General features: G+C 70.2%; 20 protein-coding genes and 4 pseudogenes. 5 read left to right on the forward strand and 19 right to left on the reverse strand.

Translation table 11 applies throughout. From position 1 onward, the window contains the following. Both EFK10_RS48870 and EFK10_RS28185 read left to right on the forward strand, forming a co-directional pair. Nucleotides 1-855: hypothetical protein (locus tag EFK10_RS48870; RefSeq protein WP_206305616.1), on the forward strand; the 855-nt coding region annotated here is incomplete at its 5' end. Between the two features lie 947 nt (nt 856-1802). Beyond that, a complete protein-coding gene (locus EFK10_RS28185) occupies nt 1803-2381 on the forward strand; it encodes an SPFH domain-containing protein (protein ID WP_240677512.1) in 579 nt (192 codons plus the stop codon). A 178-nt stretch (nt 2382-2559) separates the two neighbouring features. On the opposite strand, the gene EFK10_RS28190 is transcribed toward EFK10_RS28185, so the two are convergent. The 16 genes and pseudogenes from EFK10_RS28190 to EFK10_RS50995 all read right to left on the reverse strand — a co-directional run bounded on the left by EFK10_RS28190 (nt 2560) and on the right by EFK10_RS50995 (nt 15036). After that, the gene (locus tag EFK10_RS28190) at nt 2560-5235 is read right to left on the reverse strand and encodes a cation-translocating P-type ATPase (protein WP_127358482.1); all 2676 of its coding nucleotides are present in this window, start codon (nt 5233-5235) and stop codon (nt 2560-2562) included. Nucleotides 5236-5282: 47 nt separating this feature from the next. Then, nucleotides 5283-5660 carry a hypothetical protein gene (locus EFK10_RS47830; protein ID WP_164836173.1) on the reverse strand — a complete coding sequence of 126 codons (378 nt, stop codon included), beginning with the start codon at nt 5658-5660 and terminating at the stop codon, nt 5283-5285. Next, a complete protein-coding gene (locus tag EFK10_RS28195) occupies nt 5657-6316 on the reverse strand; it encodes a DUF4389 domain-containing protein (protein ID WP_127358483.1) in 660 nt (219 codons plus the stop codon). Before EFK10_RS28195 ends, EFK10_RS47830 begins: the two co-directional genes overlap by 4 nt. Nucleotides 6317-6518: 202 nt before the next feature. Continuing rightward, nucleotides 6519-6725 (reverse strand): annotated as a pseudogene (locus tag EFK10_RS53485) (flavodoxin domain-containing protein); the annotation flags it as partial. Then, nucleotides 6722-7111, reverse strand: coding sequence for a universal stress protein (locus tag EFK10_RS50970; RefSeq protein WP_127358484.1), 390 nt, complete (start codon nt 7109-7111; stop codon nt 6722-6724). The gene EFK10_RS50970 and the pseudogene EFK10_RS53485, both read right to left, overlap by 4 nt. Nucleotides 7112-7151: 40 nt before the next feature. After that, nucleotides 7152-7532: a universal stress protein gene (locus EFK10_RS52800; RefSeq protein WP_322973422.1), complete on the reverse strand. Its 381-nt coding sequence runs from the start codon at nt 7530-7532 to the stop codon at nt 7152-7154. Continuing rightward, nucleotides 7451-7762 (reverse strand): annotated as a pseudogene (locus tag EFK10_RS28215) (universal stress protein); the annotation flags it as partial. The pseudogene EFK10_RS28215 and the gene EFK10_RS52800, both read right to left, overlap by 82 nt. A 364-nt stretch (nt 7763-8126) precedes the next feature. Then, complete coding sequence (locus EFK10_RS28220) at nt 8127-8783, reverse strand: potassium channel family protein (RefSeq protein ID WP_127358486.1); 657 nt, start codon at nt 8781-8783, stop codon at nt 8127-8129. Beyond that, nucleotides 8780-9439: a potassium channel family protein gene (locus EFK10_RS28225; protein ID WP_127358487.1), complete on the reverse strand. Its 660-nt coding sequence runs from the start codon at nt 9437-9439 to the stop codon at nt 8780-8782. The genes EFK10_RS28220 and EFK10_RS28225 overlap by 4 nt, the downstream gene beginning before the upstream one ends. Then, the gene (locus EFK10_RS28230) at nt 9436-12255 is read right to left on the reverse strand and encodes a cation-translocating P-type ATPase (protein ID WP_127358488.1); all 2820 of its coding nucleotides are present in this window, start codon (nt 12253-12255) and stop codon (nt 9436-9438) included. Before EFK10_RS28230 ends, EFK10_RS28225 begins: the two co-directional genes overlap by 4 nt. Before the next feature lie 412 nt (nt 12256-12667). Next, complete coding sequence (locus tag EFK10_RS52805) at nt 12668-12928, reverse strand: ATP-dependent metallopeptidase FtsH/Yme1/Tma family protein (RefSeq protein ID WP_322973415.1); 261 nt, start codon at nt 12926-12928, stop codon at nt 12668-12670. Next, nucleotides 12925-13548, reverse strand: coding sequence for a phosphoribosyltransferase family protein (locus EFK10_RS53490; RefSeq protein WP_407647164.1), 624 nt, complete (start codon nt 13546-13548; stop codon nt 12925-12927). Before EFK10_RS53490 ends, EFK10_RS52805 begins: the two co-directional genes overlap by 4 nt. Next, nucleotides 13491-13862, reverse strand: a complete 372-nt coding sequence (locus tag EFK10_RS50980) for a universal stress protein (RefSeq protein ID WP_322973416.1) — start codon at nt 13860-13862, stop codon at nt 13491-13493. The genes EFK10_RS53490 and EFK10_RS50980 overlap by 58 nt, the downstream gene beginning before the upstream one ends. An 86-nt stretch (nt 13863-13948) precedes the next feature. Next, nucleotides 13949-14125 (reverse strand): annotated as a pseudogene (locus EFK10_RS52810) (universal stress protein); the annotation flags it as partial. 36 nt (nt 14126-14161) lie between these two features. Beyond that, nucleotides 14162-14461 (reverse strand): hypothetical protein, encoded by a 300-nt coding sequence (locus EFK10_RS50990; RefSeq protein WP_240677519.1) that lies wholly within the window; start codon nt 14459-14461, stop codon nt 14162-14164. After that, complete coding sequence (locus tag EFK10_RS50995) at nt 14452-15036, reverse strand: CBS domain-containing protein (protein ID WP_322973417.1); 585 nt, start codon at nt 15034-15036, stop codon at nt 14452-14454. The genes EFK10_RS50990 and EFK10_RS50995 overlap by 10 nt, the downstream gene beginning before the upstream one ends. A gap of 553 nt (nt 15037-15589) precedes the next feature. On the opposite strand from EFK10_RS50995, the gene EFK10_RS28250 reads away from it, so the two are divergent. From EFK10_RS28250 to EFK10_RS28260, 3 genes and pseudogenes are all read left to right on the forward strand, one after another. Next, entirely contained in the window at nt 15590-16390 is an 801-nt protein-coding gene (locus tag EFK10_RS28250; protein ID WP_127358489.1) for an HPF/RaiA family ribosome-associated protein, read from the forward strand. 36 nt (nt 16391-16426) lie between these two features. Next, nucleotides 16427-16663, forward strand: coding sequence for a hypothetical protein (locus EFK10_RS52300; protein ID WP_127358490.1), 237 nt, complete (start codon nt 16427-16429; stop codon nt 16661-16663). A 122-nt stretch (nt 16664-16785) separates the two neighbouring features. After that, nucleotides 16786-17104: pseudogene (locus tag EFK10_RS28260) on the forward strand (IS110 family transposase); the annotation flags it as partial. Nucleotides 17105-17552: 448 nt separating this feature from the next. On the opposite strand, the gene EFK10_RS28270 reads toward EFK10_RS28260, so the two are convergent. The 3 genes from EFK10_RS28270 to EFK10_RS28280 all read right to left on the reverse strand — a co-directional run bounded on the left by EFK10_RS28270 (nt 17553) and on the right by EFK10_RS28280 (nt 19579). Further along, entirely contained in the window at nt 17553-18662 is a 1110-nt protein-coding gene (locus EFK10_RS28270) for a lysylphosphatidylglycerol synthase transmembrane domain-containing protein (RefSeq protein WP_127358491.1), read from the reverse strand. A 217-nt stretch (nt 18663-18879) separates the two neighbouring features. Then, nucleotides 18880-19083, reverse strand: a complete 204-nt coding sequence (locus EFK10_RS28275) for a hypothetical protein (RefSeq protein ID WP_127358492.1) — start codon at nt 19081-19083, stop codon at nt 18880-18882. 262 nt (nt 19084-19345) lie between these two features. After that, nucleotides 19346-19579: a hypothetical protein gene (locus EFK10_RS28280; protein WP_127358493.1), complete on the reverse strand. Its 234-nt coding sequence runs from the start codon at nt 19577-19579 to the stop codon at nt 19346-19348. Nucleotides 19580-19961 lie beyond the last annotated feature (382 nt).

Raw genomic sequence — 19961 nt, forward strand, 5'->3', positions numbered from 1 at the left:
TCCGCAGCCGGGACTCCCCACTCCACCATCGTCGGGAAAGTCCCACCTCGGACCGTTTCATGCAGCTTCACGGAGATCGTTTCGCTGAGAAAACTTCAATGGAAATCAAGCCACACTCACCGCGCTGCATCCAATCTGCATCACGCAAACCGATGGATCTACGAGCGGCTCACGGGCAGCCCCGTGCGCATGATGTCTAGGAGTACCGCATCGACCTCTGATGACAAACCCAAGAAATACCCCCTGTTCAAGTTCGACATACACCCGGTCGAGGTCGACGAACTGACACGGCACTGCCGTAGGCTGTTGCTAGCAGAAGGGATCGAAGAACCCTTGTCCTGGGAACCTGAAATTCCAGAGACACTGGATCACATGAAATTTCCTGGGATCCCCCTCGACATGATCCCTCCTTCTGCAGTGCACGAGATCCTCATCGGTGGCACCCTGAGTGCTTCGGCCGTCGCGAAATCCCTGGACACGAGCGCAGCGCACATCCGTTGCATTATGGACCGCAACCCACTTAGCAGACGGGAGGTTGTCGCAACCCGCAACGAGACATGGCGCGAGTTGTACCTTTCCGGCCAATCTATCACGGCCATCGGACGGACAGTAGGAGGAGGCCACCCAGTCATTCTCAAGGAACTGAGACGAATGGGGGTCGAGATCCGTCCCAGAGCCCCTAAACGTCTATACGCACACTTGACCCAGGAAGTAATCCACCGATATATCCAGCTCGAGGAATCGCTCCAGGAGATCGCTGATGCGACGGGCATGTGTCGAGCCACAGTGCGCAACATGCTGAAACGCGAAGGAGTCAGCCGACGTCGTTGCGGGCGCCGTCCCGTGCAGCAGTGACCTGCAGTCCGATCCAACTGTCTGATGCTCCGGTCCGGTCCCCGGAGGAGGAACCAGCGCGCCGGTCCCCATGTATTACCAGGCGGCGGGCGCTACCGCTGCTCGGCTTCGCTACCGGCTCCCCTAACTCGCATTTCCCGATGGCCTGGTCATTAAGCCGATGACCGATTCGCAGCTCTCGGCCGCGTTGCACGTTATGAGCGTGCCGATCGACCGCTTCGGCGGGACCACCACGGGTCATCTGTCTCGCTATCACCAGATGGCGCTGAACAAGGATCATGTTCCCGACTCATATTGGTCCGGCGGACGATCCCGGTGCCCTGTCCCAGGAGCCGTTTGAGGAGCAGACCGGACGGGTGCTGATCGCATCGACTCCGACGTAGTCGGGATCCTGGGAGCGAACGGCCTTGGCGCGCCTCTGGTTGCCCAGCCCGGGACCAAGCCGTCATGGGCCCCTGCTGGGCACCTGGGACCGTGCGCCACACGGCGCAGGTCCCCAGTAGTTGCGCCCGGACGCCCATGCATCGTCGTGGACCAGCTGTCGGGTTCGAGGTTGCACTGCGACCACGCCGACTTCACCACCTGCCCGCACTTCCGGCAGATGGTCGCAGACTGCATCGGCGTCGACGTATCCCCGCACATGTCGGCGCCGTCCCATTGACCGGGAACGCTCGTGTGCCCGAGTAACGGCGGGGTCGCGCGGCCACACGCTGCAGGATGGCAGGCTTGGCCCTCGGCCCCGTTCAGAATCGCCGATGGGGACACCAGGTACATCAATCGCCGACACTCCCATTGCTCAACTGGTACAGCTCACAAGCGACTTCGGTTAGTGCGCCCAGGCGGTGACGGTCGAGCACAGTGCCCGCACCAGCTTCGCCACCAGGAGAACCCACTCGGATCCATGACCACACGAGCGGCCTGAATGTGCACCATCCCTCCTGGCCCTGGTGGCTCTCGCCATGGCCGTGAAGGTCGTAAAGCAGTACGAACAAGGAGTCCTGTTCCGGTTCGGCCGGCTCGTCGGAGCACGTTCCCCGGGGCTGCGGTTCATCATCCCGGTCGTCGATGTCCTGCACCGGGTGTCGCTGCGGATCGTCACGATGTCGATCCATTCCCAGGGGATCATCACCCGGGACAACGTCAGCGTCGACGTATCGGCGGTGGCGTACTTCCGGGTCGTCGACGCAGTGAAGTCGGTCATCGCGATCGAGAACGTCCACGCGGCGATCAATCAGATCGCCCAGACCACCCTGCGCAAGGTCGTCGGCCGGCACACGCTCGACGAGACGCTGTCGGAGACCGACCGCATCAACCTGGGCATCCGCGAGATTCTCGATGTGGCGACTGCCGAATGGGGCGTCGAGGTCACCCTGGTCGAGCTCAAGGACATCCGACTGCCGGACAGCATGAAGCGGGCGATGGCGCCCGCCAGGCCGAGGCTGAGCGGGAGAAGCGCGCCAAGATCATCAATGCTGAGGGGGAATCGCTCGCGTCGGCCGCGCTCGGCGACGCCTCGGACACGATGATGGCCCACTCGCTGGCCCTGCAACTGCGCAATCTGCAAGGCCTGGTGGAGATCGGCGTCGACAAGAACACCACCGTCGTGTTCCCCGCCCCCCTCATGAGCACCGTCGGCGAACTCGGCGCCTTCCTCGCCCGGGAAACGGCCGCGGCCGCACCCCCCGCCCGCACCACCCGTCGACATCACCAAGACGATCCCCGGCCCCGTGCCGAACGGAGCAACCGAGACCGTGTGATCAGCGCTCCTTCGAGGTCCGCGCCGTCACGGCGCCAGCGCGGACCGCTCCGCGCGGACCGGTTCTCGGCGCGGGCGGCACAGAAGCCCGCCAGACCGGCCGCCAGGGCGGCGGTCAGGCCGGGCCAGGATGGCGGCGAGGTATTCAGCACGGTCTGCAGGAACGGCAGGTACAGCGCGGCGGCGCCCAGGCCCACCGAGGCCAGCACGGCGGCGGGCAGGAACGGGTTCTCCCGGGTGAACAGCCGCTCGCGCAGTCCGAGTACGACGCCGAGCTGGGCGGTCAGCAGAGCGAGGAACAAGGTGGTCTGCCAGGGTTGCCCGGAGTGCCGGACCCACAGACCCGCCGCGAGGCTCGCGGTGGTGACCAGCGCTGCCAGGCGCAGTACCCGCTGCCACAGCCCATCGCCAAGCACGTGCTGGTGCGGCGGGCGCGGCGGACGCCGCATGGCGTTCGGTGAGACTGGTTCGGCGCCCATGGCGACGCCGGTCAGGCCGTGCGTGAGCAGGTTGATCCACAGGATCTGGCCGGCCCGCAGCGGCAGGGCGAAACCGAGCCACGGCCCGAACAGCATGATGAGGATCTCCGCCGCACCGCCGGCCAGGGCGTAGAGCAGGAAGCGCCGGATGTTGTCGTACACCCGGCGTCCCTCCTCCACGGCCGAGACCACGGTGGACAGTTCGTCGTCGGCGAGCACCAGGTCGGCGGCCTGCCGGGCGACCTCGGTTCCCCGGCGGCCCATCGCCACGCCGATGTCGGCCTGTCGCAGGGCCGGGCCGTCGTTGACGCCGTCGCCGGTCATGGCGGTGACCGCGCCGTGGGCCCGCCATGCCTGCACGATGTCCAGCTTCTGCTGCGGCGTGGTACGGGCGAACACCCTTACCCGCGTGGGGTCCGGGACCTGCCCGGCGGCCAGTTCCCGGCCGCTGACCACCGCACCGTCGCCTTCCGGGCCGAGGACGCCCACGCGGGCGGCGATGGCGCGGGCGGTGGCCGGATGGTCGCCGGTGATCAACACCGGTGTGATACCTGCTCGGCGGCAGGCCGCGACGGTGGCTGCGGCGGCTTCCTTGGGCGGGTCGCTGATCGCCGCAAGGCCCAGCAGCCGCAGCCCGGTCTCCGCGTCCTCGTACCCAGCGGGCAGGCCGTCGCGGACGGCCGATGCCACGGCCAGGACCCGGAAGCCCTCGGCGGACAATACCTCGGCCTCTCGGCGGGCACGATCCAAGGTCTCCGGGCTCTCATCCAGGGGTGCGCCGTCCAGCACCGCCTCCGGCGCGCCCTTGAGGCAGACCTCGACCTGCCCGGAGGGCGTACGGTGCCAGGTCGTCATGCGCTTGCGAAGGCTGTCGAACGGCGCCTCGCCGACCCGGGGACGGGTGCTCAGCAGCTCCTCGCGGTCGCATCCCGCCTTCGCCGCGGCGGCAAGCAGCGCGGCCTCGGTGGGGTCGCCGAGCGCCGTCCAGCGGTCCTCGCCGTCCCCGGGTGGCCGCAGCGAGGCGTCGTTGCACAGCGTCGCGGCGGTGAGCAGCGCGCGTACGGCCCGGGTGGCGGCCCGGTCCGCCAGGACCTGGCCGGCGGGCTCGTATCCGGTGCCGGTGAGCGTGGCCGTGCCGTCGGCGGTCCATACCCGCTCCACGACCATCCGGCCCTCGGTAAGGGTGCCGGTCTTGTCGGTGGCCAGCATGGTGACCGAGCCGAGGGTCTCCACGGCGGGCAGCCGCCGTACGACGGCGTGGCGGGCGGCCATCCGCCGCGCACCCAGCGCCAGCCCGAGGGTGACGACGGCGGGCAGCGACTCCGGGACGGCGGCCACCACGAGGCTGATCGCGGTCACCGCCATGATCTCCAGAGACTGGCCGCGGGCCAACCCCAGAGCGAAGACGACCAGGCACAGCACCACAGTGACCAGGGCCAGCGCCCGGCCGAGGCCGGCCAGCCGGCGCTGCAACGGGGTCAGTTCCTGCCGGGGCTGCAGCGCGGCGGCGATCCGGCCGAGCGCGCTGTGCGCCCCGGTGGCGGTGATGGTGGCGACCGCCCGGCCGCGTACGACGACCGTGCCCGCCCGCAACTGTGCGGCCTCCGCATTGGCGTCGTTCCGGTCGGTGGCATCGGCGTCCTTGTCCACCGGCACCGACTCGCCGGTCAGGGCCGACTCGTCGACGAGAAGGGCGGACGCCTGAAACAGGTCCGCGTCCGCGGGGACGATGTCGCCCTCGCCGAGCAGCAGCACATCGCCCGGCACCACGGCCGCCGACGGCACCTCCCGTTCGGCGCCGTCGCGCAGCACTCGCGCGGTCGGGGCGGTCATGACGGACAGCGCCGCGACCGCGTTGTCGGCCCGTACCTCCTGGATCACCCCGACCGTAGTGTTCACCACGATCACCAGGGCGATCACGACCGCGTCGGGGTGGTCGCCAGTGGCCACAGTCAGCACGACGGCAGCCAGCAGGACCAGGATCAGGGGGTCGCGCAGCTGCGCGGCGATCCGCGACCACAGCGGGATCCGGCGCTGCCGGCCCACCTCGTTGGGGCCGCACTCCGTCAGCCGCCGGGCGGCCTCGTCCTCGGTGAGGCCGCCCGGGCGCGTGAGGCCTGGGGCGTCGTTGAACGTACGGGTCATGATCGTCTCCGGGGCGTCTACGGCTCATACGGCCGGGCGGCATGGGGTCAGTACAGCGAGCCGTGCCACGACTGGGCCACGGCGACGATCACCGCAGTGTCGAGCAGCGCCCCGAGGGCCAGCGGCCGGTGGAACCAGATCGCCTTCAGGGTGAGCCCGCAGGTAGCCGCCATGAAGGCTGCCACCGCCCACCAGCCGGTGCCCGCCGCCACGCCCGCGCCCGCGAGCGCGTAAAGGATTGCCGTGTCCGAGGCGAAAGACACCGACACGGCCGCGGCCGGGAACTCGGCGACGTGGACCGCCGCGAGCGCCCAGGAGTGGCGGGGGTTGAAGGGCTCCTCCCGGCCGGACTGCGCGGGCGCCCAGACGCTCAGGTGCAGCAGCCCGTGCACGATGAGGAACGCGGTGGCCAGGGGAGTGATCACGACAGCTCCTCCGGTTCGCTGCCGCCCATGTCCAGCCGGAAGGGCGGATAGACGTCCGTCATCAGCGCCGCGTAGGCGGCGACCCGCAGCACCCACCGGTTGAGGCCCATGACCAAGTCGAACAGGTCCTTCGGGTACTTCTCGGTGAAGGCCACGAAGAAGCCGGCGATGATCGCGAGGGCGGAGATCAGCCCGCCGGACCACCAGCCGTCGCGGAAGCCACCGAGGAAGAAGCCGACCACGATGTAGTGCGGGATGGCCAGCAGCCACCACTTCACTAGCACCAGGCCGCGCGACAGCCGCGCGGGGTAGGCGATGTCCAGCCGGGCCGGGTAGTCCTGCTCCTCGCCCAGGCTGAACGGCGGGTAGCGGTCGGTGGCGAGCGCGCCGTAGGAGTAGTACGCCACCCGCCAACTCCAGCGGAGTACGCCGACGTTGAAGTCGAACAGGGCCCGCGGGTAGCGCTCGGTGAACAGGATCGCGAAGAACACGATCACGCTGACGACGGTGAAGGCGATCCACAGGAAGAACAGCACGATGTAGTACGGGATGACCAGGATCCACTTCACCAGCCACAGCCTGCGGGACAGTGGCGCGTCCAGCACCGCCTCCACTCGCACCGGGCGGTCCGGTGTCGTTGCCGTCGTGGATGTCATGGAGTTTGAAGGGCAGCTGGTCACGGGTGACGACGCCGGAGAACAGCCGGTGTCCGCGGGGGTGCACGGCGGCCTGGACCTCGCCGATCACCTTGGGCTCCTCCTTGTCGGCCAGCGGCTTCAACGGGCCGCGCAGGGCGCCCGGCATACCGACGCTGAAGATCCACACCGGATGGCCGGCGAGCAGTTCCCGGTTCGCCCGGACGAAGCCGGTGGCCCCGGGCAGCCAGGCCTGGCCGTGGATGGCGCTGCCGAGCACGAACGCGGTGTACGCGCCGGGGTCCCCGACCTCGTCCAGGAACCCGACGTCGGCCTTGATCCCCTGGCCAGTGATCCGGGCGCCGATCCGCTCCGCGATCCCGCGGGTGGAGCCATGGGCGCTCGCGTATCCCACCAGCACCTTGGTCATGGCGCTGCACCGCCCTTCTGAAGGTCGTACGTCTCGTCGTTCAAGGCCGGCACCAGGGCCACCGGGCAGTGGGCATGGTGGCTCCGCCGCACAAGCGCTGCCGCCGCGTCCTCGGCCACCGGAGTGCCCAGCACCTCCAGCTCCGGTGCGAGGCCCGTGGCCCGGGCGGCGGCCGACTCCACCAGCGCCCGGGCGCCGCGCGGCGACGGCGCCGCGTAATGCGGCCCGGTACCCAAGTGCCGTACCCAGGGCAGGCCGTGCACGATCTCCAGCGGCACCCCACGGCGCCGCGCCTCCTCCACTGCCTGGTCCAGCGCGCGCTCGGCGCCCCTGGAACCGTCCACTCCGACGACCACATGCTCCTGTGACGACCCACGGGTGTCCATCGTCAGCTCCTCGGACTCGGTCCCCCCGTGTCAGCAGTTCTCACCCGGCTGCACGGGTGGTCTCCAGGTACGTCGCCGACGGAAGGTCTCGCCGGGCCGGCGTCGTGCGAGGCTCCGGCACGGTGACCACCGGGCAGTGGGCGTTGCGTACGCAATCACGGGCCACCGGACCCAGGCCGGGTGGCGCGCCGGCCCCGGGAAGGCGGCGTCCCAGGGCCAGCAGCAGGGCGTCGTCGGCGTGCCGCAGCAGCACCGGCACCGGCCGGCCTTCGGCCAGCACGGCCCGTACCTCGCATCCGTGGTGAGTACGACGGACAAGGCGGCGTACAGCAGCCGGCCCGCACGGGCCCGCTCCTCGGCCGGTGTCCGGCGCGTCGCAGAGGTCGCATACGGCGCGCGCAGTCGGTCGGACGGCTCCCAGGCATGGACCGCGACAAGCGGCACCCGAAGCAGGCGTGCCTCGGACACGGCCCACCGCAGCGCGGCGAGCGACCCGCCGGAATCCGTCCACCCCACGACAATCGGTCGCGCGTCGGCGTATTCAGACATGGTGACCGCCTCCCGGATCGCCGTACCTCCACGGTGCCGCGCCGCCGCGGACGCGGCCAGGGCCGACCGTCCCCGTCCCGGGGCCTGAGGTCCCATGTCCATGCGGACGGCGGCTCGGGATGGTGACAGGGGAAAATGCGGCTCCCCTGTCGTTTCCGTGGGTCGTTGACCAGGCCTGATACACACAACACGCCGTACCCGGGGTACGTTTCGGCTTGCGATAGAACGAAACGGAAGAACCTGGATACGGCGTGCGATCTACAAGGATATGTACTCGGCTGCTCGGTGTCGAAAAGACCGTGATCGAGCTCGTGGAGGCCGAGGAGCCCGATGCGGGCGAGGGCGGCCCGGAGGATGTGCTGATAGTGCACCACCGCCCGGCGGCCCGCGTCAGAGCCGAACGGGGCCGACCCGAGCCGCTCGGCCCATGGCCGGATCGCGGTGGGCCGACCGGTCCCCGTCCGTGTCACTGGAAGGCCGCGTGCACTTCCTTCTCGGTGGCGGAGTGGGAGACCAGGAGGAGTTCGTCGCCCGGACGGAGCCGGATTCCTGCGTCCGGTGCGGCGGGTTCGCCGTCGCGGATGACGGCGGCGACGACGGTGCCGGCCGGGACGGCGATGTCGGCGAGTGCGTGGCCGACGGCCCGGGATTGCGAGGTGATGGTGGTCTCGATGACGTTGACGCCCGCTTTGCTGAGCCGCAGCAGGGCGACGGTGTCCGTGCTGCTGGTGGCCTCCTCGATGAGCGAGATGAGGGAGGCGTCGGCTGGTACGGCGGCGTCGACGCCCCAGCGCTCGTCGAACAGCCAGGTGTTGTCCGGATCGTTGATCCGGGCCACCACTCTCGGCGCGGCGAACTGGCGTTTGGCGAGCAGGCTGATGACGAGGTTGTCCTCGTCGTCGCCGGTGGTGGCGATGACGAGATCGGTGGTCAGGACGCCCGCCTCCTCCAGCACGGCGGGCTCGCAGGCGTCGCCGGTCACCAGGCGGACGGGCAGCGCTCCCTCCAGTGCGGCCACCACGTCGTCGTCTTCCTCGACGATGGTGACCTCGTTGCGGGCGGCAGCGAGTACCTGGGCGGTGTGCCTGCCGAGCCGGCCGGCGCCGGTAATGATGACCTTCATGTGCCGAGCTCCTTGTCCAGAAAGCCGCGCAGCCTGCCCAGCGCAGTGGCGGCCACCGCGAAGGTGATCAGGTCGCCCGGCTGGGCCGGGGTGCTGCTCGTGGGCAGGAATGACCGGCCGCCCTGGGTGACCTCGACGATCCGGATCTCGCCGTCGACCTCCAGCTGGGACAGCTGCCGCCCGTCGAGGTAGGCCGGCAGGGTGGAGCGAACCAGCAGGGTCTCGCCGTTGCCGAAACTCAGTTCCGGGGTCAGATGCCGGTGCAGCAGCATCTGGTGAAGCTGATGCACGGTCCAGCGGACGCTGGCTATGGTGGGGATGCCCAGCTCGCGGTAGATGTCCGCGCGCCGTGGATCGTAGATCCGGGCCAGGACGAGCGGGACCCGGTAGGTCTCCTTGGCGGTGCGGGCGCTGACGATGTTGGTGTTGTCGCCCGAGGTGACGGCCACGAATGCGTCGGCGTGCTCGACACCGGCGTCCTGAAGGACCGTACGGCTGTAGCCGTTGCCGCTCAGGAACGTGCCGGTGAAGCCTGCGGGCAGCCTGCGCAGCGCCTTCGGATCGCGGTCGATGATACGTACGTCGTGGCCCTCAGCCGTGAGCCGGACGGCCAGATCCGAGCCGACCCGTCCGCAGCCCACCACGATGACTCTCATCGCTTTTCCCCTTTCCGTACCGGATGACGGCGGCGCAGCGCCCATTTACGGGTTTCCTCAGCCGCGAGCAGCAGTGCGCCCAGCGCGGCCAGAACCGCCCAGTCGGCGGCGGACAGCGGCGCGGTGTGGAAGACGGCCTGCAGTGGTGGGGCGTAGCTGATGGCCGCCATCAGCGCGATGCCCAGGAAGCCGGCGGCGATCAGCCGCGGATTGGACAGCAGCCCGACCCGGAAGACGCTCTCCCGGTCGGTGCGCACCGCCAGCGCGTTGAAGAACTGGCTGACGACGATCCCGGCCTGCGTCAGGGTGATTGCCTCCCGGTAGACGTGGTTTCCGGGGGTGAAGGCCGCGTAGGGGATGCCGGAGGCGTGGATGTGCCAGAAGAACACGGCGCACACGCCGAGCGCCTGGATGGTGCCGAGGAAGAGGAACCGGCGGACGACGTCGGAGGAGAACAGCGGCTCGCGCGGGGAGCGCGGGGGGTTGTCCATCACGTCGGGCTCGGGCGGCTCGGCGCCGAGGGCAAGGGCGGGAAGCACGTCGGAGCCGAGGTCGATGGCGAGGACCTGCACTGCCATGAGCGGGACCAGCGGGAAGCCGACGAAGGTCGCGGCCAGGATCGGCGCCAGCTCGGCGATGTTGTGGCTGAACAGGTAGACCAGGAACTTGCGGATGTTGCGGTAGACCGACCTGCCCAGCTCCACGGCGGCGGCGATGGAGGCGAACGAATCGTCGATCAGCACCATCACCGAGGCCTCCCGGGCGACATCGGTCCCGGTGGCGCCCATCGAGACTCCGATGTCGGCGTGCTTCAGCGCGGGGGCGTCGTTCGCGCCGTCCCCGGTGACCGCGACGACCTCGCCGCGCCGCTGGAGAGCGGCGACCACCCGCATCTTGTGCTCGGGACTGACCCGGCACAGCAGCAGCTCCGACCGGTCGGCTAGGACCGCGTCGAGCGCGGCGGCATCCATGTCGTCGAGTTCGGCCCCGGTGACCACCACGGGGTGCGGCTCCCGGACGATGCCCACGCGCCGGGCGATCGCCTCGGCGGTCAGCGGGTGGTCGCCGGTCACCATCACGATCCGGATGCCGGCCCGCCGGCAGGCGCGTACGGCGTCCGCGACTTCCGGCCGGGGCGGGTCGAGCATGCCGGTCAGCCCTAGGAAGGTAAGCCCGGTCTCGGCCTCCTCCCGCGAGCGCGGCTGCCCCGGCGTCGAGCGCCATGCGGCGGCCAGGACCCGCAGGCCCTTGGATGCCATGTCGTTGTTGGCGGCGGTGACCGTGGCCCGCAGTTGGTCGGTCAGCGGGCGGCGCTCGCCGTTCCACTCGATGTGGGTGCAGCGGACCAGCAGTTCCTGAGGAGCGCCCTTGGCGTAGACGCGCCAGTTGCTGTCGGCGTGGCGGTGCGCGGTGCTCATCAGCTTCAGGACCGGGTCGAAGGGGAACTCCGCCATGCGTGGCGCGGTGGCCTCTTCCATGGTCAGGTCCAGCCCGGCCTTGGCGGCAGCGACCATGATCGCTCCCTCGGTAGTGTCACCGAGCACCCGCCAGCCGTCCTGCTCCGACGCGGCGAGCAGCCGGGCGTTCCCGCAGAGCGCGGCCACCCGCAGCAGCTCCCGTACGGATCCGGCCTCCTCCACCTCGCCCACGGGGGCGTATCCCACGCCCGAGACCGCGTGCAATGCACCGCCCGCCCACAGCCGGGTGACGGTCATCTCGGCCTGTGTCAGCGTCCCGGTCTTGTCCGTGCAGATGACCGTGGTCGACCCGAGCGCCTCCACTGCCAACAGTTGCTTGACCAGGGCGTTCCTGCGCGCCATCCGCCGTACGCCGATCGCCAGCGACACCGACAGCGTCGCGGGAAGCCCCTCGGGGACCATGGCGACCATCACGCCGAGAGCGAAGACGAACGACGAGATCAGCGGCTGTCCGCTGGGCAGCCGCACCGCCAGCACCACGGCCCCGATCACCAGGGCCAGCGCCGCCACTCGCCGGGCCATGGAGGCGACCTGGCGCTGCAGGGGGGTCTTCTGCTGCGGCGCGGAGTCCGCGAGCCGGAAGATCCGCCCGAACTCGGTTTCCGCCCCGGTCGCGCACACCACGGCCTTCCCGGTACCGGTGAGGACCGTGGTCCCCATGAACACGCAGTTCCGAGCCTCCAGCACCGTGGTCGTCGATGTCGCGTCGGCGGTCCGCCCGGCAGCGGCGCTCTCCCCCGTCAGCGCCGCGTTGTTCACCGACATCCCGTGCACCTCGACGAGCCGGCAGTCCGCCGGCACCGCGTCCCCGGTATCGAGTACGACAAGATCGCCGGGTACGAGGTCGCGGGACAGCAGTTCCTGCCGCTCTCCGCCCCTCATCACTCTGCAGGTGTGCGGGACCATCGCCTGCAGCGATTCGGCGGTGCGCTCGGCGGAGTACTCCTGGGTGAAGCCGATCACCGCATTGAGCACCACGACGGCCAGAATCGCCAGCGCCAGCTGCAGATTGCCCACGTCACGGGGGTGCTGCAGGCCGTACGCCAGAAAGGTCAGGCCGGAGGCGATCAGCAGCACCACTGCGAACAGGTCCGTGAACTGTGCCGCGAACCGCGGCCACAAGCCCTTCTTCCGCGGGGCCGGCAGCTCGTTCGGACCGTAGCGCTCCTGCCCGGCTCGCGCCTCCTGCCCGGACAGGCCCCGGGGAGAGCCGCCCAGCGCGCCGAACACCTCGCCCGGCGCGAGGCCCTGCACCGGGGCACCGGGTTCGGCGGGCGCGGCGCCGACTCCCGGACCGTCCGTGACGGCGGGCAGCGTGTCCTTCGTGGTCCCTGTCATTCAGGTGCGCTCTCTCCGAGGCGGTGGCAGCCCTGGCAGCCCACCGGCGGCGAACAAGCGGCCACGATCCACGCATCCACACCATGAGGGAAGATTGAGGTGACCGAACCGACATGTTTCGCCTCGTCATATAATGATCTTCCATGAAAGGTCAGCTTTCAGACCCATATCGCTGCGAATACGCCGAGTGCGGCTCTAAGCCCATGACTGAGGCAGAACGAGGGGATGGATGGACCTCGTCATGGTCGTACGCGAGGGAGGGGACGGCGTTGGACATGTCGGGGGAATTAGCAGCGGTGGGTGCGGCAAGCGCGACGGCACTGGTCACGGCCATGACCACCGATGGGTGGGGCAGCGTGCGCGCCTGGTTCGGGACGTGGCTCGGTCCCCGCACATGCATTCAGGCTAGCCGTCAGGGCACCACGACGGTTTTGACCTGGCCCGCGCCCACCTTGCCGAGGAACTCGCTGTACGAGAGCGAGGCGCCCTGCCGGGACGGAGCGATGCGGCCCAGCACGACGAGTAGCGTGATCATAATGGCGACGGGGATCAGCCATGGCCGCCAGGACGGGGCCTGAGACGCCGACGGCGGCTTGGGAGGCGGCTCACGCGGAGGCCCCGGTTTGGCCGACCGCGTCAGGCACCGGCCGGGCAGGCGGACTGATGTGATCACCGGAAGACTCCCTTTGAGCGGTGACTGCGCACGTTCCGTTCTCGAACGTGGTGGAACCCGCGGACCACAGACTGGGCTCCTTTCCCAGGATCGACGTTTTTCGCGCCGTCGGCAGCGTCGAAGGCACCGAGCCGGGGCCGCTTCCCGCCTCGGGCCACGCGGTCACGGTCAAAGGGCCCGGCCGTCCCGGTCCCTTCGGACCTCGGTTGTGGCGCCGGGGCGTAGAACTGGCCGATCGCGTGGAAGTCCCGCGGTGTGTCCAGGCAGATCAGCTCGTGGGCCTCTCCGCCCAGCCGCGCGGTCCACCCCGGCGGTGCCACGGGGACCGCCAGTACGATCCGCGCCGCTCCCCGGGCACGGGCGATCCGGCGGGCCGCCCGCGCGGTCGACCCCGTGGCCACATCGTCGTCGACGATCACCACTGTCCGGCCCTCGAGCCGGACCGGCTCCCGCTCGCCCCGGTACCGCCAGGCCCGCCGTTCCAGCACCATGCGCTCGCGGGCCTCGACCCGCGCCAGCTCCTCCCGGGTGACACGCGCGGTGCGCACCACCTCATCGTTGATCACGCGGACGCCGTCCTCGCCCAGCGCCCCCATTCCCAGCTCCGGCTGGAACGGCACCCCCAGCTTCCAAGCGGAAAGGCCACGAGTTCGTCGGATTGCGCTCGTGGGCGGTCAGGCGGGTCCCCGGTTTGGTATGGTACGACGACAACCGGGCCGTGGTGCATGAGGCCCTGGCTGACCGAGCCGAGCAGCGGACCGGAGAATCCGCCGAGCCCGCGGCTGCCCACCAGTGCGAGCGCCCACTGGGCGGCGTCGCTGAGTACCCGTACCGGGTGCCCGCGGATGACCTCGTGCCGGAGTTCCACTTGGGGGTACTTCTCCTGCCAGCCCGCCGTGGACTCCGCCAGCACCCGCGGCACACCTTCCTCCACCGCCTCTTCCGAAGGGAAATCGCGGGGGTAGGACGGTAGGACGGTTGCCAGGCGGTGACCGCGATCAGGCGGGCGTCGCGGAAGGCGGCCTCTTCGAAGGCGAACCGAATCGCCTCCGTCGACAGGGCAGAACCATCGACGCCCACGACGACATGAGCCGCGGTGTGCGTCACAGGCTCGGGCTCCCGGACCACAACGACCGGGCCCGGTGCGTGCGCGACCAGTGGCAGCCCCACCGACTCGCGGCTGAACAGATCCCGCACAATGCCACGGTGCCGTGAGCCGACACCACCATGGCACTACCCGGTGCCCGGTGCCCGAGCCCGCAGGACGTCCGCCGGGGAGCCGTCGGCCATCTCGGCGATGACCGTGAGTCCCGGATGCCGTTGAACGGCGAAGTCCCGCGCCTCCTCCAGCACTGGGGCGTACGCGGCACGGATTGCTGTCCGACCGAGCAGCTTCTCGGTCTCCTCCTGCACGAGGTTGCCGGAGCTGGTTCGGGGCGGGGAGGACGCTCGCCGGACACGAGCAGCAGTCGACAGCCCTCGCACACACTTGGCCACCAGCACCACGAGGAGGATGGCAACGATCACGGCCATTCCGGCCACCTCCCGCCGCAGACGGTATAACGCGGACCAGCGTCCTTCCTGGATGCGTCGGCAGGGCACAGGCCGAAAGGCCCGCCTGGACGAGGGGCAGTCGCCGGGGAAAAGGTGGGCGACGATCTCGCGGCGCGCCTCCTCCGCGATCTCCTCGTCCGGCCGCGGCTGACGATGCCGCACAGCCTGCCCTCGCTGTCGATGACGGACAGCCGCTTGATTGTGTGCTGCGCCATCGCACGGGCGGTCTGGGAGAGCGTGGCGTCAGGGTGCACGCAGACCGCCGGCGCGGACATCAGCTCCTCGGCGGTCACCGCACCGGCCTTGCCCAGCGCGGCCGGACGCCGCAGCTGCTCCGGGCGAGAGGGGCCGCTGTCCCGGTATTCATTCCTCCGCGGGGAGCAGATCGCCTCGGAAACCACGCCGATGACGCGGCTTTCGCCCCCCAGTACGGGCAGGGCACTGACCTTCCACTGCTCCGTGGTCGACACGATCTCCTCGAACGTGGCGTCGCGGCCGACCGCAACGACAGTCCGGGTCATCGCATCGCTCACGATGTGCGGGCTGCCATGCATGGTGTACTCCTCGGGACGAAGGAGCGGTCGACCGATAGGTCAATGGCGCCTCGAGACCGCCCCACGCAGCGGACGCGCCGTGGAGATCTGTCGTCGTCTCCCGCTGATGGATGGGTTTCTCCCTGCGCTACCGCAGCGATTGGGTGCCGGCGTATCACTCCAGAGCGGACAGCTGCGGATCGGCGTGGCCCCGGCGGGACCTGCACGCTCCGGCTGCCGCGCGGCTGCTCCGCCGAGAACTCACAGCCGCGCACGCGTGGAGTCGTCGGCGCCCTGGACGGGCTCCCTCTGAGCGGTGACTTCGTCCGTGCTGTTCTCGAACGTCGATGGGACGGCCGCGGACCACAGATGGGGCTCCTCTCTTCCCAGGATCGACGCTTTTCGCGCCGCCTGCAGCGTCGAAGGCACCGAGCCGGGCCCTTTCCCGCCTCGGGCCACCGCGCGGTAACTGTCCCGGGGCCCGGTCTGCCCGGCCCCGGGACCTTCGACCCTCCACGCACGGCCGGTGGGTGATAAGTCTGGAAAGTGAAAACTGCGAGGGCAGGAGGCTGCCATGAAGCGATCGGCACCCCAGCAGGCTCCCGAAGTCCAGGTGGAGACCCAGGGGCAGATGCCACCGGACGCGGCCGAGTACGCGGAGGCCAAAGTGCGGGCACTCCTCGACCGGACACAGCAACCGGTCCTGTTCGCCCGCGTCAAACTGACTCGGATGGCGAACCCCGCCATGGAACGACCGGCGCTCGCCCAGGCCAACCTGGACGTCAACGGCAGGCCCACCCGGGCACACGTCGCGGCCCAGACCGTCACCGAGGCCGTGGACCTGCTCCAGGACCGGCTCGCGGAACAGCTGGCCCGGCTCGAAGAGCACTGGGAGGCCCGCCGCGGCACGATGCCCCTGCCGGGCCCGCACGAGTGGCGGCACGGGAGTGAACCCACCCACCGCCCCGACTACTATCCGCGCCCGGCCGAAGAGCGCCAGGTCGTACGCCACAAGTCCTTCTCCCTCGCCCAGGAGACACCGGACGAGGCCGCCTTCGAACTGGAGACGATGGACTACGCCTTCCACCTGTTCACCGACGCCGGGACCCGCGAGGACAGCGTGCTGTACCGGGCCGGCCCGACCGGCTACCGCCTCGCCCAGATACACCCTCACCCGCGACTCGCCAGCAACATGGCGGTACCGCTGACCGTCAGCGACCTCCCAGCACCCCTGATGACCCTGACCGAGGCGAAACAGCGCCTGGACATCACCGGATTCCCGTTCGTGTTCTTCGCCGACGACGCCACCGGACGGGGCAACGTCCTGTACCACCGCTACGACGGCCACTGCGGCCTGATCACGCCGGCCGAGTAGCGGCCCGCCGATCACAGCCTCGTACGGAGGCCCACGATGACCCAGAACCACTCCCGTCAGCCGGACACCGGAACCCGCCCGACCGCTCCCGACGAAGGAGGCCCGGAGGCTCGGCTGAGTCTGCTGGAATCGCAGGTGGCAACCCTGGCCGAGGCCATCCGGGCGCTCGCCCAGGGCCTGGAGAAGATCCCGTCCCAGGACGTGCCCCTGGCGGAAGAGGCAGCCCGCGGCGCCCGGCTGGCCCACGAACTGCTGCTCTCCCAGGACCTGTAGACGGACCGCTCCCGGTAAGGCCGGGCCATGACACGCCAAGCCGGGGCTGCTGGCGACCGCTGGCCGGGCGAGTCCGGGGCGACGCACTGGCCGTGTGGGGGCGGTCGGCGCCGGTGCACTGCGGCGACGTCATGGAGCTGAGCGAGGACGTCACCTGGGCCATCGACCTCAACTCCGGCGGAGCCGCCCTGCTGATCGCCCTGCTGGTCAACCGCGGCCAGCGCCTGCTCTACATCCCCGGCCGCACCGTCCACCACGCCTCCGGCTCCTACCGCGGCGACGGCAAGACCGACGCCAAGGACGCCTACGTCATCGCCGACCAGGCCCGCATGCGCCGCGACCTGCACCCGATGCAGACCGGTGACGAAATCGGTCGACCTGCGCATCCTCACCGCCCGCCGCTACGACCTGGCCGCGGACCGCACCCGGGCGATCAACCGGCCGGCGAACTCGTCGCCGATCTGGGGCACCGCCGTTCCGTATCGGTTCCGGTGGGCCTCAGCGCGGCTCTCCAGCACGTTGTCACTGGTGTTCAGGACCACCCGCGCCGTGGTGTCCGAGTCCTGGTCGCAGAGGTACAGCCGCAGCCTCCACTCCTTGGCGGCGGGCCCTGGACGTCGAGGGTTCGAGGCATCTTCCGTCCCTCCTCACAGGCCCGCGAAACAGAGGGACAGCCGGACGGCTGTCCCCGGTCGGTGCGTGCCGCACGCTCCGCGAGTCCCGGCTCTGACGTCGTCGGGATCGTCGGCGCCGCCGTCATCCGCGGTGGGCGGGCCGGCCCCGATGCCGTTGCGTCGGCTGTGGGGCGTGTCTGCTGGGACGAGGGCGGCCGCCGCTGTACCGCGGTGTGCCCGCCGGTCGGAGGTCTGGCACGTGCGGCGCCGGTCTCTCACCCCGGAGGCGGCCCGGCGGATCGCTGCCGGGATCTCCAACGCCACCTTCGGTTGCCGGGAGTCGCGTTGCAGCGCTGGGTGGTCACGCCGACCCAGCTCGCCCAGCCGATGGGCTGCAGCGCCCAGTAGCTGATAGCGCGGTACAGGAGGGTCGCGGCGATCGCCGGTCCCGGCCGCAGGCCGTACAGGACGAGCAGAGCAGACAGGCTGGCCTCGACGATACCCAGGCTGCCGGGGGTCAGTCGCAGGCTGCCGGGGATCTGTGTGAGCGCGTACGCGAGCAACAGCCCGTGCCAGGGCAGGCCGATGCCCAGCGCCCACACGCAGGCGGCCAGGCAGGCGGCGTCCAAGGACCAGTTCATGAGTGCGAGCGCGGCCGGCCGCAGCCACGGTCGGAAGCCGGGTTGCAGGCTCCGCGCCTGGTCGACCAGGCGCGCCAGCGCCTGCTGAAACTGCTGGACACGTCTGGACCGCAGTCCCGCGCCCGTCCAGGCCCGCCGCACCGCGCCGCGGAAGCCCGCGAAGCGGGAAAGGCTGAGGATCACCAGACCGATCACGAGGGCCAGCACCAGCACACCGGCCACAGGGCGCAGAACGGCAGCGGCCCCGGCCGAGCCCGCGGTGAACATGCCGGCCACGATCAGGACGAACAGGCCGAGCGCCGACAGCGCACCGGCGACGACCAGCACGGCGACGGCGAGGACCTGTTCCACGCCCCGGCGGCGCAGCTGCCGGAAGACCCAGGCGCTGGAGAAGGCCGCTCCGCCGGGCAGTGCGCCGGCCACGGCGTTGGCGGCCACCGTGATCGCTGTCATGCGCCGCAGGCTCCACTGCACCCCGCCCGCCTGCAGCAGCCAGTGCGGCACGGCGGCGAAGCACACGATCGACAGCGCCTCGCACATCACGGCAACCACCAGCTGTCCCGGGCGCACCCGGGAGATGAGGTGGTATGCCTGCGCCAGTTCGTGCCGCCGGAAAACGGCGACCAGGACCGCGGCTGCCACGAGAAGGCCGGCGCCCAGCCACCACACAGGGCCCGGCCGCGCGAGACGGGCCGCCTCCCAGCCCTCACGACGAGCCGTCTCTGATTCCGGCTGCTCAGGCATCGGCCGTCACCGTCGCCGGGCGGCGAGGGCCCACGTGGGCCGGGTGACGGCGGACTCGTCGTGCGCACGGACCGGGCTGGCGGCAGGACCAAGGCAGGCCCGGTGCCATCCGGGGCCTGAGGGCGACGGTGTCCACGACTCTCCTCCTGCCCGGATCATTGTCTTGTCAGCACATCATCAGGGCTTGCCGACGGTGCGACAGGCGCACCAAGAGTGATTATTCGGCGGCGCGGTGCCCTGATGCCGGGGAACCGGCGGTGGCACCACAAGACGGCGGGCCGCCGGAGAGCAGCGAGGCGATGAGGCCGCAAGCGTAGAGCGTCAGCGCGAGCACAGGCAGATGCCCGGCGGGGGCGAATCCGCCGATGGCGATCCTGGCGAGCGCCGCCACGGCGGCCCCGAGGCCGAACAGCAGAAGCACAGGCGACCACCACCCGGCAGATCCCACCCCCAGGCAGGAAGCGAAGCGGTCGCTGCGCCCACATGACACCGGCGGTGAGCGGCACCAGCACGACGGTCAGAAGGCCGATCCAGGCTGGGCGCAGGGCCCACCACTGCACCGACCCGATGCCCGGCTGGGGCATGACTCCAGTGGGGTAAAGCGTGATGGCCACGACGATCACCGGCACCACTTGCCACAAGTAGACCGTCATGACTGCGCGGTTGAGGCGGGAGACCCGCCGCTACCGGGAGGGGCTGGCGAGCATGCGTTGCAGGGCCGGCTCGACGGTGAGCAGCACTCCGGTCTCGGCGGCGGCGAACGCCAGCAGCGCGACCGACGGCGGGGTGGTGTTGCCCACCCGGACGCCCGCCCCGATCATGTCGACCGGGAAGGGACCCCAGACCAGCAGCGCGGTCAGGAGCACAGTGCCGGCGGCGGCCAGGACCCGAAAGGGCCCGAAAGGGTGTCTTCGCATGTATTCGAGGACACGGCGCGGGCGATTTTGTATGTGCCCGCCGTGGTCGCCTTTCTCGCGTGCCTCGTGTCGGTCGCGACGGTGATGGCCATCATCTACGCGCCGTACTTCGCCCTCGCGGTGTCGGCGTGGTGTTCCTCCGAGAATCCGGATGCCGCGCAATGGGGCCGTTCGGCTCCAGCGGACACTCCTTGGACGGAGCGATGCTGGTGGAGGACACGGAGGAGGCGGAACAGGCCGTGCGGGGGCCCGCGCGGCTGGCACACGACCTTTTCCTGGCCCAAGACATGTCGTCCAAGGCATGCGTGAAGGCACGGCCCCATGGTGCCGGCGGCCACATGCTCGCTCCTTCACGGGCGCCGGGCCGCCGCCCCATCTCCGA

Origin of the sequence: Streptomyces soli, from assembly GCF_003999195.1 — a bacterium.
GTDB classification, from domain to species: Bacteria; Actinomycetota; Actinomycetes; order Streptomycetales; family Streptomycetaceae; genus Actinacidiphila; species Actinacidiphila soli.

Coding starts and splice junctions, on each gene's coding strand:
- EFK10_RS52300 (WP_127358490.1), top strand. CDS start 16,427: ATGACCCAGAACCACTCCCGTCAGCCGGACACCGGAACCCGCCCGACC.
- EFK10_RS28195 (WP_127358483.1), bottom strand. CDS start 6,316: ATGACATCCACGACGGCAACGACACCGGACCGCCCGGTGCGAGTGGAG.
- EFK10_RS28250 (WP_127358489.1), top strand. CDS start 15,590: ATGAAGCGATCGGCACCCCAGCAGGCTCCCGAAGTCCAGGTGGAGACC.
- EFK10_RS50995 (WP_322973417.1), bottom strand. CDS start 15,036: ATGCATGGCAGCCCGCACATCGTGAGCGATGCGATGACCCGGACTGTC.
- EFK10_RS28270 (WP_127358491.1), bottom strand. CDS start 18,662: ATGCCTGAGCAGCCGGAATCAGAGACGGCTCGTCGTGAGGGCTGGGAG.
- EFK10_RS50970 (WP_127358484.1), bottom strand. CDS start 7,111: ATGGACACCCGTGGGTCGTCACAGGAGCATGTGGTCGTCGGAGTGGAC.
- EFK10_RS28220 (WP_127358486.1), bottom strand. CDS start 8,783: ATGAAGGTCATCATTACCGGCGCCGGCCGGCTCGGCAGGCACACCGCC.
- EFK10_RS28230 (WP_127358488.1), bottom strand. CDS start 12,255: ATGACAGGGACCACGAAGGACACGCTGCCCGCCGTCACGGACGGTCCG.
- EFK10_RS50990 (WP_240677519.1), bottom strand. CDS start 14,461: ATGGCCGTGATCGTTGCCATCCTCCTCGTGGTGCTGGTGGCCAAGTGT.
- EFK10_RS28280 (WP_127358493.1), bottom strand. CDS start 19,579: ATGCGAAGACACCCTTTCGGGCCCTTTCGGGTCCTGGCCGCCGCCGGC.
- EFK10_RS28225 (WP_127358487.1), bottom strand. CDS start 9,439: ATGAGAGTCATCGTGGTGGGCTGCGGACGGGTCGGCTCGGATCTGGCC.
- EFK10_RS28190 (WP_127358482.1), bottom strand. CDS start 5,235: ATGACCCGTACGTTCAACGACGCCCCAGGCCTCACGCGCCCGGGCGGC.